This window comes from Pseudoalteromonas sp. SWYJZ12 (assembly GCF_015864395.1).
GTDB classification, from domain to species: Bacteria; Pseudomonadota; Gammaproteobacteria; order Enterobacterales; family Alteromonadaceae; genus Pseudoalteromonas; species Pseudoalteromonas arctica.
Window position 1 is genome coordinate 168105 of the sequence record NZ_JADYXH010000005.1, and the last position, 19109, is coordinate 187213.

Annotated in this window: 12 protein-coding genes; 7 read left to right on the forward strand and 5 right to left on the reverse strand. The window is 40.7% G+C overall.

The window, feature by feature from the left end; translation table 11 throughout:
• The first annotated feature begins 94 nt into the window (after positions 1 to 94).
• From I6F42_RS08785 to rlmB, 3 genes are all read left to right on the forward strand, one after another.
• Positions 95 to 829, forward strand: a complete 735-nt coding sequence (locus tag I6F42_RS08785; protein WP_197151826.1) for an enoyl-CoA hydratase/isomerase family protein — start codon at positions 95 to 97, stop codon at positions 827 to 829.
• 199 nt (positions 830 to 1028) lie between these two features.
• On the forward strand, positions 1029 to 3524 hold the full coding sequence (gene rnr, locus I6F42_RS08790; protein ID WP_197151827.1) for a ribonuclease R: 2496 nt from the start codon (positions 1029 to 1031) through the stop codon (positions 3522 to 3524).
• Positions 3521 to 4264 (forward strand): 23S rRNA (guanosine(2251)-2'-O)-methyltransferase RlmB, encoded by a 744-nt coding sequence (rlmB, locus tag I6F42_RS08795; RefSeq protein ID WP_007378377.1) that lies wholly within the window; start codon positions 3521 to 3523, stop codon positions 4262 to 4264. The genes rnr and rlmB overlap by 4 nt, the downstream gene beginning before the upstream one ends.
• Before the next feature lie 406 nt (positions 4265 to 4670).
• Here the strand turns inward: rlmB and I6F42_RS08800 are convergent, their stop codons facing one another.
• Positions 4671 to 6827 (reverse strand): TonB-dependent receptor domain-containing protein, encoded by a 2157-nt coding sequence (locus I6F42_RS08800; protein WP_169044164.1) that lies wholly within the window; start codon positions 6825 to 6827, stop codon positions 4671 to 4673.
• Between the two features lie 188 nt (positions 6828 to 7015).
• The gene (locus I6F42_RS08805; protein ID WP_007579940.1) at positions 7016 to 7867 is read right to left on the reverse strand and encodes a LysR family transcriptional regulator; all 852 of its coding nucleotides are present in this window, start codon (positions 7865 to 7867) and stop codon (positions 7016 to 7018) included.
• 126 nt (positions 7868 to 7993) lie between these two features.
• Here I6F42_RS08805 and I6F42_RS08810 point away from each other — a divergent pair, with 126 nt between their 5' ends.
• From I6F42_RS08810 to gcvP, 4 genes are all read left to right on the forward strand, one after another.
• Complete coding sequence (locus I6F42_RS08810; RefSeq protein ID WP_002958026.1) at positions 7994 to 8593, forward strand: hypothetical protein; 600 nt, start codon at positions 7994 to 7996, stop codon at positions 8591 to 8593.
• A gap of 117 nt (positions 8594 to 8710) precedes the next feature.
• Positions 8711 to 9793, forward strand: a complete 1083-nt coding sequence (gene gcvT, locus I6F42_RS08815) for a glycine cleavage system aminomethyltransferase GcvT (RefSeq protein ID WP_121955113.1) — start codon at positions 8711 to 8713, stop codon at positions 9791 to 9793.
• A gap of 73 nt (positions 9794 to 9866) precedes the next feature.
• Positions 9867 to 10256: a glycine cleavage system protein GcvH gene (gene gcvH / locus I6F42_RS08820; protein ID WP_002958029.1), complete on the forward strand. Its 390-nt coding sequence runs from the start codon at positions 9867 to 9869 to the stop codon at positions 10254 to 10256.
• Positions 10257 to 10417: 161 nt separating this feature from the next.
• Positions 10418 to 13309, forward strand: a complete 2892-nt coding sequence (gcvP, locus tag I6F42_RS08825; RefSeq protein ID WP_197151828.1) for an aminomethyl-transferring glycine dehydrogenase — start codon at positions 10418 to 10420, stop codon at positions 13307 to 13309.
• Positions 13310 to 13430: 121 nt separating this feature from the next.
• On the opposite strand, the gene I6F42_RS08830 is transcribed toward gcvP, so the two are convergent.
• The 3 genes from I6F42_RS08830 to I6F42_RS08840 are packed head-to-tail and all read right to left on the reverse strand — an operon-like array spanning position 13431 to position 19064.
• Complete coding sequence (locus I6F42_RS08830) at positions 13431 to 14291, reverse strand: HNH endonuclease (RefSeq protein ID WP_197151829.1); 861 nt, start codon at positions 14289 to 14291, stop codon at positions 13431 to 13433.
• Between the two features lies 1 nt (position 14292).
• The gene (locus I6F42_RS08835) at positions 14293 to 15840 is read right to left on the reverse strand and encodes an AAA family ATPase (protein WP_197151830.1); all 1548 of its coding nucleotides are present in this window, start codon (positions 15838 to 15840) and stop codon (positions 14293 to 14295) included.
• Positions 15841 to 15848: 8 nt separating this feature from the next.
• Entirely contained in the window at positions 15849 to 19064 is a 3216-nt protein-coding gene (locus I6F42_RS08840) for a type I restriction endonuclease subunit R (protein ID WP_197151832.1), read from the reverse strand.
• Positions 19065 to 19109 lie beyond the last annotated feature (45 nt).

The window sequence follows — 19109 nt, forward strand, 5'->3', positions numbered from 1 at the left end:
TGGGTTTATAAATTATAAGCAAAGTATTACTATGTTATGTAAAAGTAACGAACAGCGCTTAAAGTTAGCTTAAAAAGCGTTAAAAGAGGGTTTAATGGCAAATCTAATAGAACTAACAACTAAAAATAACACCGCTATACTCACCATGAATACCGCTGAAAACCGTCACAATCCAGCGTTTTTGGCCGAGTTTAATTTACACCTTGACCACATTGAAGCAGATCAAAATATTAAATCAGTTATTTTAACGTCCTCGAGTGACAAAAACTGGTCATTGGGCATCGACCTTCAATGGATGTCCAATCCAAGTATTTTACCTGCAGCTATTTCTGACTTTATGATTCAAATAAGTGACTTGTTTAAGCGCATAGTTACTTTTCCTATGCCTATTATTGCTGCGTTAAACGGGCATACCTATGGCAATGGTTCGGTGCTTGCGTGTGCGTGCGATTTTAGATTTATGAAGTCAGATAAAGGCTTCTTTTGTTTTCCTGAAGTGGACGTAATGGTGCCGTTTGTACCGTCGATGTTTCCTATAATTAATAAAGCTATTTCGCAAACCTTCTTTAATCGTTTAGCTATGTCAGGAGAGCGTGTTGGTGCAAAGCAGTTGCTAGACAATAAAGTGATTGAAGCTGTGTTTGCAAATAACGACGAACTACAAGCGGGTGCACTTGAGTTTGCCCAGCAGTTTAATAAAAACCGCTGGATTTACGCTCAAAATAAATCACAAATGAATAAGCAGATTTTACTTACGATGAAAGAAGAAGACCCAAGCTTTATTGATAATATAAGCAAACTGCTGTGGAAAAATCTACAAAAAAAATAGTATAAGTTTTAGTATTGCTACTAGATGAAAATACTTTGCAGTTAAGGGGTCGTTAAGCCCCATTGCGCTAGATTTTTAAACTATACAGCAAGATAAACAGCAAGGTAAAAGTGCTTTCTTAAAAGTTTAATCGCTTTTACCTGTCTCATTATAACTATATGGGTTAAAATACCTACATAACCAACTAACAAGATAGTGAATGTCAAACCAAGATCCAAATCTCAGTCGAGAACAAGAAAAGTACGAAAACCCAGTCCCTAGTCGTGAGTTTATACTTACTCACCTTCAAGAGCGTTCAAAACCTGCTAACTACGCGCAATTATGTGAAGAACTAGCAGTAAACGATGACGAACGCCAAATAGCATTTAAACGCCGCCTTCGCGCTATGGAGCGTGACGGACAGCTGTATTTTAATAAATTTAAATGCTATGCCCTAATTGACGAAGCCGGTTTAACCAAAGGCAAAGTAATAGGCCACAGAGACGGTTTTGGCTTTTTAGAAGTTGAAGGCGAGAGTAAAGATTGGTTTATTGCTAAGCACCAAATGAATATGGTGTTACATGGCGACATTGTACTAGCTAAAGGCACTAAACGTGGCTCTGGCTCAAAATGCGATGCACGTATTATAAAAGTGCTTACTAACGAGCGCGCGCCAATTGTTGGCCGTTACTTTGTAGAGCATGGTGTTGCCGTTGTGGTAGCTGAAGACCCGCGCATAACGCAAGATATAATGATTTTACCAGGCAACGAAAACGGTGCCCGCCATAACCAAATGGTACAGGTTAAAATCACTCAAAATCCAAGCCGCAACATGAACGCGGTAGGTAAAATTATTGATGTACTTGGTGAGCATTTAGCCCCAGGTATGGAAATTGAAGTCGCACTGCGCAATCACGATATTCCACATGTATGGCCTGAAGAAGTTGAAGCACAGGTTGCTCACCTAGGTGAGTTTGTTGAAGACGCTGACAAAAAAGGCCGCGTAGATTTACGTGACTTACCACTTGTAACTATTGATGGCGAAGACGCTCGCGACTTTGATGACGCCGTATACTGTGAACCTAAAAAATCGGGTGGCTGGCGCTTATGGGTTGCCATTGCCGATGTATCGCATTACGTAGGAATGAACACGCCGCTTAACAAAGAAGCAATTTTGCGTGGTAACTCAGTGTATTTCCCTGAGCAAGTAATTCCGATGCTACCAAAAGTGCTTTCTAACGGATTATGTTCGCTTAATCCAAAAGTAGATCGCTTATGTATGGTTGCCGAAATGACCGTATCGAGCGCGGGTAAACTTTCGGGCTATAAGTTTTACGAAGCGATAATGAACTCGCATGCACGTTTAACTTACACCAAAGTAAATGCCATTTTACAAAACGACGAAAAACTACGCGAAGAATACTCAGCCGTAGTGCCACATTTAACTGACTTACAGCAAATGTATATGGCACTTAAAGCTGCACGCCAAGAGCGTGGTGCCATTGAGTTTGAAACCCTAGAAACACGTTTTGTATTTAACGCTCAGCGTAAAATAGAATCAATAGTGCCTGTTATTCGTAACGATGCGCACAAACTGATTGAAGAATGTATGATTTTAGCCAACGTATCGGCGGCTAAAATTCTTGAAAAGCACGAAGCAAGCGCGCTTTATCGTGTGCATGACGAACCAGACAGCGAAAAACTAGGTAACTTTACTAAGTTTTTAGGCGAGTTAGGTATTCAAAGCACATTAAGCGACGAGCCAACACCAAAAGAAATAACCCAAGTATTAGCGCGACTAGGTGACCGCCCAGAAGCCGAGCTTATTCAAACTATGCTACTGCGTTCAATGAAACAAGCTGTATATCAGCCAGATAACATTGGTCACTTTGGTTTAGCGTTATCGGCTTACGCGCACTTTACATCGCCAATACGTCGTTACCCAGATTTAGTAGTACATCGTGCTATTAAAGCAGTTATAAAAGCACAAGGTCAGCAAACGTCTGGCGAATACGCTTATACCGACGACGAAGTTGATCAACTTGGTGAGCAGTGTTCTACCACAGAGCGCCGCGCCGATGATGCAACTCGCGAAGTAGCCGACTGGCTTAAATGTGAGTTTATGCAAGATCATGTAGGTGACGAGTTTGACGGTGTTATTTCATCGGTCACTAACTTTGGTTTGTTTATTCGTTTAGACGATTTACAAATTGATGGGCTTATTCATGTTACTAATTTAGGCGACGAATTTTTTGCACATGACGCTGCAAAACACACCCTAATAGGTGAGCACTCTCACAAAGTTTATCGCCTTGGCGATAAAGTAACAGTAAAAGTTGCGTCGGTTAGTTTAGACGATCGCCGTATCAACTTAACGCTTAAAGGCGATGTTGCACAAGACAGATACTCACGTCGTCGTGCGCCAAAAAAAGGTTCAGGTAAATCTGAGCATGCGCCAGCAAGTGTGCGTTCGCAATTAAAAGCAGGCAAAGTACCGGGTAAAAAGTCACACAGCGATGACAAACCAAAAGGTAAAAAAAAGCCAGCAAATAAAGATAAAGGCAAGCCTGCAAATAAGTCTGCAACTAAACCCGCAGATAAAAAAGCAGCAGACACTGCCGTAAAGAAAAAGCCGAAGAAGAAGGCAGTTAAAAAGCCTAAAAGAGCTGGCAAAAATGCCCGTAAAAGTACTAGCCCAGGAGCAGATAATACGTGAGTAATGAATTAATTTTTGGCTTTCACTCTGTTGAAGCAATTTTAGAAAGCGAGCCAGAGCGCTTTGTAGAAATTTACGCCCTTAAAGGTCGTGACGACAAACGCTCAACTCCGATTATTGATGAAGCACGTAAATTTGGTATTTCAGTACAGTTTATGCAGCGTAAAGCCCTTGATAGCAAATCAAAGGGTGAGCAGCATCAAGGTATTATTGCCAACGTAAAAGCAGCGCCAACGTTTAACGAAAAAGATCTTGATGCGATAATCGCGCGTGAAGACACACCGTTTTTACTTGTGCTTGATGGTATTACCGATCCGCATAACTTAGGCGCATGTCTACGTAGTGCAGACGCTGCTGGTGTTCACGCTATAATTGTACCTAAAGATCGCTCTGCCAAGCTTAACGGCACAGCACGTAAAGTAGCTTGTGGCGCAGCCGAAACAGTACCGCTAATTCAAGTGACTAACCTTGCACGTACGCTTCGCGAAATTAAAGATGCAGGCGTATGGGTTGTAGGCACTGCTGGTGAAACTGATAACCACGTATTTGATGCAAGCTTAACGGGCCCAATGGCTATTGTTATGGGCGCAGAAGGCGAGGGCATGCGACGCTTAACGCGTGAGCATTGCGATATGCTTGTTAAAATCCCAATGGCGGGTACTGTTTCAAGCTTAAACGTATCGGTAGCCACCGGTATTTGTTTGTTTGAAGTATTACGCCAACGTAACGCAAATAACTAATACCTAATATATAAAACGATAAGTTTTATGTATTAAAAAAGCCGAGATTGAAATTCAATCTCGGCTTTTTTGTATCTGTAACTTACGCTTTAACTTTGTAAGCTTTGGTAAACGGTTTAATAACAAGGCAATAATTTAGATGTGTAGTGCTTTTACATAAAAAATTATTAACGCTGTTAGTGAACCATTTCTCCTATACAAAGCGCAGGTAAACGGTTTAATAACAAGGCAATAATTTAGATGTGTAGTGTTCTTACATAAAAAATTATCAACGCTGTTAGTGAACCGTTTATCTCATACAAAGCGCAGGTAAACGGTTTAATAACAAGGCAATAATTTAGATGTGTAGTGGTCTTACATAAAAAATTATTAACGCTGTTAGTGAACCGTTTAACCAGCTTTCAATTTAGAATGAGTATGTGTAGCCCATCTGTACAGTACGCGGCTTACCAGGTTGAATGCCACCGTTTGAACGGTTAGCAACGTATGTTTTATCAAACAAGTTATCAACGCTTAGGTATACTTTTTGATTCTCATCGATTAAGTATTTAGCAGCTAAATCCCATACTACGCGGCTATCAATTGCGTTTAAGCCCGACTGCGTTAAGTTAGCATGCGCATCAGATACGTAACGTATTTGGCTGTTAACTACAAACGCAGAAAACTCAGCACCTAACGATAACGCTACTTGGTTTTCTGGTACGTAAGGCATTGCATCGCCTTTTTCTACCGTGCCCCAAATTTCTGAATCAAAATCGTTTTTAAACTCAGAGTCTGTGTAGGTATACGTTAATTTAACTGGGAACATAGCTGTATCAGTTGCAAACGTACGTGCTGCACTAAATTCAAAGCCCGCTACTTCTACTTCACCGTAGTTGTATTGGTCGCCAATGTTGTCGTCGCTACAACCAACAGCTGCAGTACAGTTACCGTGCATGTTGCTGTAGTCAGAGTAAAACGCAATTACTTCACCGCTAAAGCCATCCATATTAAAGCGAGAGCCAAACTCAATGTTTACACTTTCTTCTTCTTCTTGGTCAGCATTACCAGGTGCTGCTGGTGCATAACCTTTTTGAATGCCCGCAAGTAGCGTTACGTTTTCGTTAAGCGTGTAAGTAGCACCTAGTGACGGCACTAAAATTTCAGTGTCGTTCGACACATCTTTAGTTAAACCGTTGCTGCGTGTTGGATCTGATTTAGACCACTCTTCACGCGTAATAGTAATGTCTTCATAACGAAGGCCTGCACTTACTACTAATGCATCAATTGTCCACTCGTCTTGAATAAACAATGTACTTGCTTCTGCGCTATCTACACGGTTGCTGTCAGAGCCCGGAACGCCTTGCTCTGTAAGCGTTAAGCTTAGGTCTTGATTAAGCGTGTATTTGTCTTCCCATTGAAAACGATCCATTTCGTCTTCGTGGTAACGTACGCCAACAGTCACATAGTGATCGCCTGCAGGAATATGTAATTCAGACTGAATACCTTTAGCTTGGTAATCGCGGTTATTAGCTTTAATACCAATACCTTCAATACCTTCGCTTGTCGGGTTTGCTTCAAATTCACTGTATTGCTCAAGGTAGCTTTCGCTTACTTTGCTGGCTTTATACCAGTTACGATGAAAATCGTTTAAGTAAGCCGTAGCTAAAAACTCATAGCCATCACCAAAACGGTACGCGTAGTTAAGTTGGTATGCGTTGTGGCGAGTATTCATTTCATCGTTTTGCGATGCAGCATAACGACGGTAAGGACTTTCTTGATAGTCTTCGTCAGTTAAGCCCATGTATGTTTCGTCTGATGTTTCGTCAGAGTACTTAATTTTTAGCTCAAGATTATGCGCATCGTTTTGACCAAACGTATGACCAAACTTTAATAGTAAATCTGTTTTTTCAAAGCCGGTGTTGTCATTACCTACTGGCAGCTCTTTAAAGCCATCTGCGCCGTAAGTAAATACTTCAATTAAGCCTGCTGTGTTGTTTTTTTCTTTACCGAAGTAAGCGTGACCTTTGTAGTAACCATCACCACCAAGGGCTGCATCTACCATACCCTTTGAGCTATTTGGCTCAGTAGGTAAGCTGCGCGAAAGTAAGTTTAAAACACCGCCCGTAGTACGCGGGCCATACTTAACTGATGCCGCGCCTTTTAATACTTCAATAGACTCCATACGACCCGTAGTAGGGAAGTAGTAAGCAGAAGGTGCTGAATATGGTGCTGGTGCAACTAATACACCGTCTTCCATTACTGATATTTTATCGTTACGACCAGTACCTGTGCCGCGCATACCAATATTAGGACGAAGGCCGTAGCCGTCTTCTTCTTGCACGTAAACGCCCGGAACAGACGCTAAAACGCGAGAAATATCAGTAAATTTGAATTTTTGAAGTTCTTCATCAGAAATAAACGTAGCCGAACCAGGAATATCGTTAATTGCTTGTTCTGAGCCAATAACGGTAATTTGTTCAAAGCGTTGTTCTTTATTGCTGGTGTCTTTTGCTATTGCAGTAGCACTAAAAGACAAAGCAACCGCAGTTGCCAGGGTAGATACTAAAAACTTAGGGTTCATTGTGTTCCTAATCATGTCAATTATCTTAATTGGCGTAATTTGAACACGTTAACGAATACGAATCAATGTTATTAAGTATTTAATTATTCAGTTTAATAGAACTAAAAGCACCTACTTATGCAACCTTGTTAACTAAATTGTTTCTTTTGTATTAGTTTGTAATTGCTTTACTCGTTATAAAGTTTTGATTAGCTATAACCTAAACGTAGCGCTATAAACTCCGCGAGCTTATCTACTGCATGGTCAGATTCACCCGAACTTTTAATTAAACTAATACCAATATTACCAAGAGTGGGTAAATGTTTGGTTTGAACTTGATAGTTAAGCTCACTCGGTACTGTGCTTTTAGCAAGTACGGTAATACCTAAGCCTTCTTTTAATGCAGCAATAAGGCCGGTTAAATCGGCGTTGCTATATACAATGCGGTATTTTATGCCCGCACTTTTTAATGCATCAATTGCACGGCGACGATAAATACACCCCTCTGGTGCGGTAACTAGCGTAACCACGTCGTTTTGCGCAAGTGACAGGTCGCCCACCCACACCAGTTCGTCTTGCATAAAAATAGGAAACTTATCAGAGTTGAGTCGCTCATTTAGCGCAAGTACTAAATCGAACTGATCTTGGCGAGACGCTGAAAGTAAATGCTTACTTAAACGCGACTTAACTTCTAACGACACCTCTGGGTAGAGCGCCACAAAGTCGCCAATAATAGAAGGTAAAATACGCGCAGCAAATTCGCTCGGAATACCCAAGCGCACTTTACCTGCAATGTTTTCTGATGTGAACTGCTGCAAAATAGCATCGTTGTGTTGCATCATTTGTTTTGCCATAGGCAATAATAGCTCGCCGTACTGGTTTAATACTTGGCGCTGTCCTTGTTTTTTAAATAGTTTATAGCCAAGCACGTCTTCTAAGCGCTTTATTTGCAAACTGACAGCAGGTTGCGACAGGCCAAGTAAATCGCCTGCTTTAGCAAAGCCACCTATTTCAACTACCATTACAAAAGTACGTAAACCGTCTGTTGATATGTTTTTCATATTTAAAATTACAATTTATATAGCTATATATATAAGTATTATTTATCAATTGATAAAAAATTACAATTTGTTGTTGGTAGGCGTGGGCAATATACTTTTGTAATCGAAAATACACAGGTGTTTGTTATGACTTTTAACCCAATAATGTTTGCCCGCCACAGCAACGCAAGTAGTGCGGTTACTAACGCTTTGCAAACTAACAACAATCACGTTGTAATGGATTTTAGCGGCACCGAAACCAGTGTATTTTTAAGCACTATTTTAGGCCTTGATTTAACTAAGCTTACCGCCAGCGGTTTAGGCTTAAAAGGCACGCTTGATGGCGACTATAATTCTGACTACAGCTTTGCTGTTTATTACTTTAGCGAAACCGCCTTTAGATTTGTACTTCCACACAACGCAAGCCTTCAACTACAAGCACTTATAAACGAGCAACAGCTACGTTTTGATATTGATTATGTAGTACGCACTGACCTAGCAAGCTTTATTTTAAGTGGCGACAACGCGTTTGATACTCTAGTAAATGCTTTTAAATTAACACCCGGTTTGCGCCTTTCTGACGCGCAACTATGCTACGGTGCGCAAAGTGGTGATGTATTTATTACCGCCATTGATAAAAACGACGAACAACACTTTGTATTAGTCGCTAAACAACAAGAATTACAAAAATGGCAAAGCTACATGCAAGCGCAAGGTTTTGCACTTATGCATAGTGAAGCCGCATAACGAATACAAACAACAGGTGAACATAACAATGTTTACCTGTTTTTAATTGCGATTAAGCAATTAAAGTCTATTTAAGCCACGCCCTAAACAGGGTTAATTTAAACGTGAAGGAATGTTATGACTTCTAAAACTGTACTACATGCTAAGCACCTAGAAGCGGGCGCTAAAATGGTTGATTTTCATGGCTGGGAAATGCCAATCAACTACGGCTCACAAATAGAAGAACACAATAGCGTGCGTACCGACGCAGGTATGTTTGACGTATCACACATGACTATTGTTGATATTGAAGGGCCTCAAGCACAAGCATTTTTACGTAAGCTAGTAGCTAACGACGTTGCAAAATTAACCGTACCAGGTAAAGCGCTTTACACAGGCATGCTTAACGAGCAAGGCGGTGTAATAGACGACTTAATTATTTATTTCTTTAGCGAAACCTTTTACCGCCTAGTTGTTAACTCAGCAACGCGCGAAAAAGACCTAGCGCATTTAGCTAACGTATCGAGCGACTTTGACGTAACTGTTACAGAGCGCCCTGAGTTTGCAATGATTGCAGTACAAGGCCCTAACGCTAAAGCAAAAACAGCCACTCTTTTAAATGCTGAGCAACAAGCAGCTGTTGAAGGTATGAAGCCGTTTTTTGGTGTTCAAGTAGGTGATTTATTTATTGCCACAACGGGTTATACTGGCGAAGACGGTTACGAAATAGTAGTACCGAACGACCAAGCAGCCGATTTATGGCAACAACTGCTAGACGCAGGTGTTAAGCCTGCTGGTTTAGGTGCACGCGACACGCTACGTTTAGAAGCAGGTATGAACCTTTACGGCCTAGATATGGACGAAAGCGTATCACCACTTGCAGCTAACATGGCATGGACCATTGCATGGGAACCAGAAGATCGCGACTTTATTGGCCGTGACGTACTTGTTAAGCAACGCGCAGAAAAAAGCACTGACAAACTAGTTGGCTTAGTGTTTGAAGAAAAAGGCGTTTTGCGTAGCGGTTCTAAAGTAATTGTTGACGGTGGGATAGGTATTATTACATCAGGTACTTTTTCACCAACACTTGGTTTTAGTGTAGCCCTTGCACGTGTACCACGTTCAACAGGCGATACAGCTCAAGTAGAAATGCGTAAAAAATTAGTAAACGTTAAAGTAGTAAAGCCTAGCTTTGTACGTAACGGTAAATCAATAATTTAAATAATTTGGTTATACCAATCACAATAATTATTGCGATTGGTATCCTCCCAATATAAACCAAAGGACAAATAAAATGAGCAATATTCCTAGCGAGTTAAAATACGCACCTTCACACGAGTGGGTTCGTAACGAAGGCGACGGTACATTTACTGTTGGTATTTCTGAGCATGCACAAGAACTTCTTGGCGACATGGTATTTGTTGAATTACCAGAAGTTGGCGACGAAGTAGACGCTGGCGAAGACTGTGCAGTAGCAGAGTCAGTTAAAGCAGCATCAGACATTTACGCACCTATCAGTGGCGAAATTGTTGCTATTAACGAAGAGCTTGAAGACTCACCTGAAACAGTAAACAACGACGCTTACGGCGACGGTTGGTTATTCCGTATTAAAGCATCTGACGAGTCTGAGCTAGACAACTTATTAGACGCTGAAGGTTACTCGCACACTATCGACGAAGAATAATCATTTTTTGAAGATAACTAAAAGCCCCGTTTAATGTATAAAAATGGGGCTTTTATGATTTTACAGCTCACCACCCCATACTGAGTGAACTGTTAAATCGTCAAATATTTTAATTAATGCTAGTTACCCATTAGCATTTAGGATCATAGGAATCTGGATTCATGTCAAACGCCAAATCTCTTGAAGAACTAGAGCAAAAGCAAGATTTTATTCGCCGCCATATTGGGCCAAGCCCAGCACAAGTAAGCGATATGCTAAGTGCTTTAGAAGTATCGAGTGTGCAAGAGCTCATTGACCAAACTGTACCGGCTAGCATTCGTCTAGAACAACCGCTAACAGTTGGCGAAAGCCGTACTGAAGTTGAAACACTAAGCTACCTAAAATCAGTAGCCAGCAAAAATAAAGTTTTCAAATCGTACATTGGCCAAGGCTACCACCCAACTAACGTACCGCACGTAATTTTACGTAACGTACTAGAAAATCCAGGTTGGTATACAGCGTACACACCGTATCAGCCAGAGATTGCTCAAGGGCGTTTAGAATCATTATTAAACTTCCAAACTATGACCCTAGATTTAACCGGTCTTGATTTAGCAAGCGCATCACTACTTGACGAATCAACAGCCGCTGCAGAGGCTATGGGCCTTGCAAAACGCGTATCAAAAGCTAAAAAAGCCAATGCCTTTTTTATTGCCGACGACGTACACACACAAACAATCGACGTAGTAACAACACGTGCCGAGCAGTTTGGTTTTGAAATAATTGTAGGTAAAGCAGAAGATGCCGTTAACCACGACATTTTTGGCGCATTGTTCCAATATCCAACTACATCAGGCGAAGTGGTAGACATAACAGACCTAATTGCTGGCGTACAAAGCAAAAAGGCCATTGCCTGTGTTGCTGCCGACATAATGAGTTTATTACTGTTAAAAGCACCGGGTAAACTAGGCGCAGACGTAGTACTTGGTTCGGCTCAACGTTTTGGCGTACCTATGGGTTACGGCGGCCCACACGCAGCATTTTTTGCAACACGTGACGCATACAAGCGTTCATTACCAGGTCGTATTATTGGTGTATCTAAAGACCGTTTAGGTAACGACGCACTACGTATGGCAATGCAAACGCGCGAACAACACATTCGCCGCGACAAAGCCAACTCAAACATTTGTACAGCACAAGTATTACTTGCCAACATGGCAGCGTTTTACGCGGTGTACCACGGCCCACAAGGCTTAAAAACTATCGCGCAGCGTATACATCGCTTTGCTGATATTTTAGCTGCTGGCCTTAAAGCTAAAGGCATCGCACTTAAGCACAGTACTTGGTTTGATACGCTAACAGTAGTAAGCGACAGCAAAGACGACGTAACAGCACGTGCAATTGCAAAAGGCGTAAACTTTGCAACAAACCACGAAGGCGAGTACTCAATTTCGGTATCAGAGACAACAACACGCGCCGATATTGCACAGTTATTCGATATTATTTTAGGCGAAGGCCATGGCCTAAGTGTTGACGCTATTGCAGCAGACGTTGAAGCAAATGGCAGCGAGTCAATTCCTGCAAGTTTAGTACGTGACGACGAAGTACTAACGCATCCAAACTTTAACAGCTACCACAGCGAAACAGACATGCTTCGCTATATTAAGCGACTAGAAAGCAAAGACTTATCGCTTAATCACTCAATGATCTCGTTAGGCTCATGTACCATGAAACTAAACGCGACCGCCGAGATGATCCCAATTACGTGGCCTGAGTTTGCAAACCTTCACCCATTCTGCCCGCTAGATCAAGCAGAAGGTTACCAAATAATGATTGGCGAGCTACACGACTGGCTAGTAAACATTACCGGTTACGATGCAGTATCACTTCAGCCAAACTCTGGTGCACAAGGTGAATACGCAGGCTTAATCGCGATTCGTAAATACCACGAGTCACGCGGCGACGCACACCGCAATGTATGTTTGATCCCAAGCTCTGCGCACGGTACAAACCCTGCATCAGCGCAAATGGCAAGCATGAAAATTGTGGTAGTTAACTGTGACAAAAACGGTAACGTAGACATGAGCGACCTTAAAGCGAAAGCTGAGGAAGTGTCTGAAAACTTATCGTGCATCATGATCACATACCCGTCTACGCACGGCGTATACGAAGAAACAATTCGCGAAATTTGTGACATTATTCATGAGCACGGCGGCCAAGTTTACATGGACGGCGCAAACATGAACGCGCAAGTTGGCGTAACAAGCCCAGGCTTTATTGGCTCAGACGTATCGCACTTAAACTTGCATAAAACGTTTTGTATTCCACACGGTGGCGGTGGTCCAGGTGTTGGCCCAATTGGTGTTAAATCGCATCTTGCGCCGTTTATGCCAAACCACAGCGTAATTAACGTACCAGGTACTAACATCGGTAACGGTGCGGTATCGGCAGCGCCTTATGGCTCAGCCGCTATTTTACCTATTTCATGGGCTTACATTACCATGATGGGTTCAGAGGGCTTAAAACAAGCCACTGAAATGGCAATTGTTAATGCTAACTACTTAACGCATGAGCTAAGCAAGCACTTCCCAATTTTATACCGTGGTCGTAACAACCGTGTTGCTCACGAATGTATTGTTGACTTACGCCCGCTTAAAGAGCTATCAGGCATTACTGAAATGGACGTAGCTAAGCGCCTGCAAGATTACGGCTTCCATTCACCAACTATGTCGTTCCCAGTAGCAGGCACATTAATGATTGAGCCGACTGAGTCTGAATCAAAAGGTGAAATTGACCGCTTTATCGAAGCAATGGTGTCAATTAAAGGCGAAATTGAAAAAGTAATCTCTGGCGAATGGTCAATCGAAAACAACCCGCTAGTGTTTGCACCGCATACACAAGGCGACGTATTAGGTAACGAATGGGACCGCGCATACGACCGTTTTTACGCTGCATTCCCTGTGCCTGCAGTGGCTAAAAATAAGTTTTGGCCAACAGTTACACGTATAGATGACGTATATGGCGACCGTAACTTAGTATGTTCATGCCCAGCGGTTGAGACTTATCGCGATTAAGGATTGAGTGTTCATGATAAATAAGTTTGCGAACGTGAATAAATAAGTTTGCGAATGGACAAAAAGGTGAGCTTTTATAGCTCACCTTTTGATTAACTATTTCAATTAATAGAGTAATAAATTATTTAAAACCACCGCTGCAATACCAATTGCTAGCAGCTAATGCTTGATACATTGCTGTCTTCCAACTGTTTGTATGTTGTAGAGATGCACCTGCATGTTTTTTCAGTAAAGCTTGCTCTACACCTGTTTGTTGATTTATTTGAAAATCTATATCTAATTCACCTCTTAAGTTAGATATTTCATCTCCCGCTTGAATACTGAAGCGTTTAGCTAGTTTAAAGTCATCAAAATGACTATTTACTCTAGCTTGATCAGAGGTAGACCAATAGTTTGGTGCTTGCACAAAATATCTGATAGTTGCAGGAGTCGTATGGATGACTTCAGCAAACAACCATTGATCATTTATAAAATGGCCTTGATCAAAGTATGGGTGTAAGCATTGCTCATTCTTCGATGTTGCTATTCCTGCACTTTTACCTTTATTACAATCGGCGCAACTAGGAACTAGGTTTTTAGGAAAGATTGATAGAAGTGGAAACTTAGCTTTAGGTAAATAATGGTCTAGTGTTGTTACTTGCCCAAATCCGCAAAAAGGGCAAATTCGCAGCGGAGCTTGCATCATTATTTGATCATAATACTGTCTAGCAGGCTTTTTAGTAGGGACCATATGTAATGTATAAAGTCCTTTGAGCTCAGCTTTAGTTACTTGGCCTGTTACCACAGCATCATTATTACCGATAAAGGGGGGGATTTGAAATAAGTCAGCAGTAGCAGATTTTGTATCAAAGTCTTGAACAGCAGTAGTCAATTGTAGGTTGATAGCATTAATATTCTGCGTAAGCGTTTGGCAGCTAATACTTCCAACACAGGTATTTAACACATCAGTAAAAGTAAATTGAGGCGGCGCAAGAGCTCGCATATTAATCGGCCTCTCTATTTGCAATTAAAGCTCTGAGAATTGCCTGACCTTCAAACCCTATTTGTCCTTTGTATAGGTCTACTATTTCGTCAAAACTTTTACCTGCTTCAACTGACTCGATTAACAATGCATGAAAACCTGATTTAGTGACTTCTAAACCAAATACCTCACGAGTTAAAACACCGACATTTTCACCAAAAGTTTCATTTTCAGGGCGAAAAGAAACACCTTCATTCCGCGTTCTTTCTAACTTCCAGACGCAGCTTTTAGGTACCTCTTGTAATATTACAGGGGAGTGGGTAGCAATAATAGCAACAGCATTTCGGTCTACCAGTAAGTCAGATAGAGCTCTTGTAAATGCTGAAAGTAATGGAGGATGAAGATGACTCTCAGGTTCATCAATCAATACCAGAGTTTTTTCTTCTATTGTTTCAATAAGTTTTGTTAAGGTAAGCAAAACGATAGTATGTCCTGAACTCATCAGGCGAACTAACTTTAACGCTGATTTTTTTACTTCACCGGCTTTTTCTAAACCACCTAAACGGGTGAGGTTCATTTCTGCAAAATTAATATCAGATTCTAGCGTTTTAATCGCTCGTAGCCATCGTTTTTTCTTGGTCTGTAAAGCGAAACAAACTAATAAGCTATCAACGAAGTCATTTCTTATCGCTTCATCACCTTTCAGTTCTTTTGAGTTTGCATCATCATTTTTCTTTAAACCAATGTAAAAATAGCAAGTTCCTAAGCTTCTATCTGGTCTGTTTTTTGGTGGAATAAATGGGTCAAATGCGCTGAAAGAAACAGAAGATATACTACTGAAATAATCTTTAGGAAGTCTTATTTCTTGCCAGGGATTTTGTTTACAGAGCATCACGCCAACTTCTTCTTTAGCGGCTGAATCATCAATAACTGTTTTCACTATATTGTTTAGTAAAGTTGTCTTACCGACACCGTTACGACCAATCAACACGTGTATATTGCTAGAAGGCAAGGAGCCAGGAGTTACTTTAAAACTTATATCTATTTGGGCGCTTTTATCAGTTTGCACTTTTTTATATGAGAAATCGAATTCAGATAATGGTGCTTCGCCTTTAATTATTCTAGAGAACTGTCCGTGAATGACAGACGTACTTACTGAGCGTAATAGTGATGTTTTAAAAACAGCTTCATCAAATGCTATATCAAAACTTTTGCGTGAATATGCTATATCATTTAATTTTTCGAATATTTGATTACCAAGTACTTCACTAAGTAGGCTTCTAATATTTTTATAGTACTCTTCGTCTTGGCCTAAACTAAATGCATTTTCATTAAAGTGAGAAAAAGTGTTATCACCTAGCTTCTCCGAAACCCAGCCGATTTCAAAGCCGACGATACCGATTTTTACATTCCCAAAACTATGTTTATTGCCATGTTCATCAAACACAATCAGTGAAAATGTTGTTTTGAAAGAGTAGTCATCCCAGTTATCTTCACACAAATAGGCTATCAAATTTCCAGTTTGCGGCGGGTAAGCTTTGTGTTTTATTATTTTAAAAGTTAATTCCATTTTTGTACCTAGAATGCTCCGTATGTACTATTGCCAGCACCTTGATAGTTTGCATAAACATGCTGATAAACAACAAGGTTCAAATTAGCTAATTCATCGTCAGGATAAGGTGCTTGTGGCAACCACTCTAAGCTATCTTTGATCATGGTTTTAACTTGAGAGCTAACTTGCGTGCTTTCACGCCATCGGTCAACTTTAAGTTTTTCTGCTTTAAGTTTTTCTAACGTTTCTTTTGCAACTTTTTTTACTGCTTTTTCGTCAGCCGATTGTAACATTGGCTTTTTAAGAAGGTCATAAATGGCTAAGGTTTCTTCATCTAAACCTTCACGCATAGCTCTATCTTGTTCAGGGCTCAAATCATTTTTCATAAAGTCATTCAAGTCGTCAAATGCCTTCTGAACAGCTTGAATGTCTTTGCCTGCGTTATATTCAGCAATAATGGTTTTATATTTTTCGTAAAACTCAAGACGAATAGGGTTTTCCCGTACCATTTTTTCAAGCTGCTTCTCTATCGCTTCTTGAAGATCAAAAACAACAGCATTCTTTTGTTCAGACTTAGCGAAGGCTTTTTTAAGGCGATCAAAGTCCAAGTTACCTAAATCAACATAATCATCTTCACGGACTTCATTTTTCTGTGTACTGACACTCATGCTGACTTCCTGTTGAAGCTTGCGCATGACTGATGATATATCCGCAGATTTGGTTTTTTGATTTAGTTGGCTGTAAATAGCTTCAACAGCGTTATAACGAGGAATAAACTGCCTAACAATCTCTTCTGGGTAAAGTGCTTTATATTTACGCATTACCTCACGAGCTGCTACTTCAAATTGAGTTCTGGTGGTTTCATTTAAACTCACTGCATTTGCTGCTTTGCCCAGTGAAGTTAAACGCTCCATAGCAGTTTTAGCGTTAACGAGATCATCAAGGTTAAAGTCAACTTCCGATAAAAAGTTAGCAACAGCGAGAATGGCAGCGTCTAGTTCATCGGCCATTTCTTCTAGCTTTTCAACAGGGTTAGTTGGTTTTTCTTCGCCACCATTACCTTTACCACTTGGTGAAGTAGGCTTATCTCCTTCGCCGTATACCGAATAGGCTTTTTCTAATTGGGTATACACATTACCGTAATCAACAATTAAACCGTTTTCTTTTTCATCATCATATACTCGGTTGGCACGAGCGATGGTCTGCATCAGGGTATGGCCTTGTATCGGCTTATCTAAGTAAACGGTTGATACACAAGGGGCATCAAAGCCAGTGATCCACATGGCACACACTATAGCTAAGCGGAACGGGTTGTCTTCATCCTTAAACTCAGTTTCAAGATCACGTTCCACTATCTTCTTACGATGGGTTTCGATATCTAAATCAAGCGCTTTAAATTTCTTAACTTCGTTTTGCTCACTACTTACTACAACACAAACTTCGGTTTCCTCAACACGAGCTAAATGTTTTTTAATCGTGAGTTCTTCTTGCTGATCACTCGCATCTTCTATGCGCTGTTTTAAGTCTTTAATATAATCAGGCCAGTAACCCATCACTAATTCATACATACGGACAGCGGTTGGTTTATCAAGGGCGACAAACATCGCCTTACCTTGATAGCCTCGATCATTAAAGTGCCACACTAAGTCTTTGGCTATTTTATCAAGGCGCTCATCTGACGTAAGAATAGGGTAATCTCTAGCAAACTCTCTTCTCAGCTTAGCAATTTGGTCGGTATCTAAATCTTCATTATTGATGATTTCAGCCATGCGCTCGTCTAAGTCTGGGTTTTCGATATCGAGCTTTTCACCGCGATTTAAATAACGTAGTGGCAGAGTTGCACCATCATCCATAGCTTTTTTAAAGTCATAGATAGACACATAACCACCGAAGATTTTTTTAGTTAATTCAACTTCATCGTCGATTAACGGTGTGCCCGTACAGCCAAGGAAAGACGCATTAGGGATGGCTTTAAAACGCATGTTTTGTGCATATGTACCGCCTTGCGTTCTATGTGCTTCGTCAGAAATAACAATGATGTTATCTCTATCAGTGATCTTCGGGTATTCGGTTTCTTTTTTCTTATCAATGGCGAACTTATGAATAAGGGTAAATACATAGCGATGATTTTCACTGAGTAATTCACGTAAATGGGTTCGCGATTTAGCTCGCATATTTTCTTCGGTCAAAGCGCCACAGCCAGTAAAGGTGTCATAAAGCTGATTTTCTAATTCTGTACGGTCAACCACAATTAAGAAGGTGTAACTTTTGCCAAACTTACGTAATATTTTCTGGCAGATAAACACCATAGAGTATGATTTACCAGAGCCTTGGGTATGCCAGAAAACGCCTAACTTACCTTTTAAGTCATTAATGTTTTTGGCTTTGTTGACCACTTTATTTACACCAATAAATTGATGGTTTTTTGCCATGATTTTTACAACGTCATCGCCTTCACCATCGAACAGTAAAAAGTTTTCAAACAAATCGAGTAATCGATGCTTTTCACAGGTGCCACGCAAAATGGTGTCTAGGCTTACTTCACCTTTGTCATCTTCTTCAATACGCTTCCATTCAAGGAAGAATTTATAAGGGCTGGTTATTGTACCTACGCGAGAATCTGTACCATTACTTAAAATGATAAAGGCATTGCTATGCAGTACTTCTTCAATAGTATCTTTATAATCAGTTAGGTTATCTTCATAAGCGTTTCGCAAATCTGTGTGATGAGCTTTAAGCTCAAAAAATACTAGCGGAATACCATTAACAAAGCCAACAATGTCTGGGCGGCGGTTATATAATTTTCCGACGACTTCAAACTGCCTAATCGCGAGAAAATGGTTTTCTGTTGGCTCGTTAAAGTTGAATACTTTAAGGCGTTTCTTTTGAAGTTTGCCTTTATCGTCCTGGTAGCTAACTTGCACACCCTTAGTTAATAGCTCGTGTTTGGCTTTATTAATTGCACCCAAGCTTTTATCGGCTTCAACTTGGGTTATTTGATCAATGGCATTTTGATAAGCCATGTCAGGTAGTTCAGGGTTTAACTTAACAAGCGCTTGTTTGAGGTAGCGAATGAGTATGACTTCTGACTTATTAGCACGACCAAGCAAACCGTCGCTGCGGTCAGTCTGTACTGATAATATTTCTTTATGCCAAGCGGTTTCAACTTGCCATTGCAAGTCTAGCAGTACCTCTTCACTGGCTGCTTCTACTAAACCATCTTCAGAATACTCATAACTCATTTATTGATACTCCATTAAATACGCTTTTTCTTGTTTTAAGTCGTT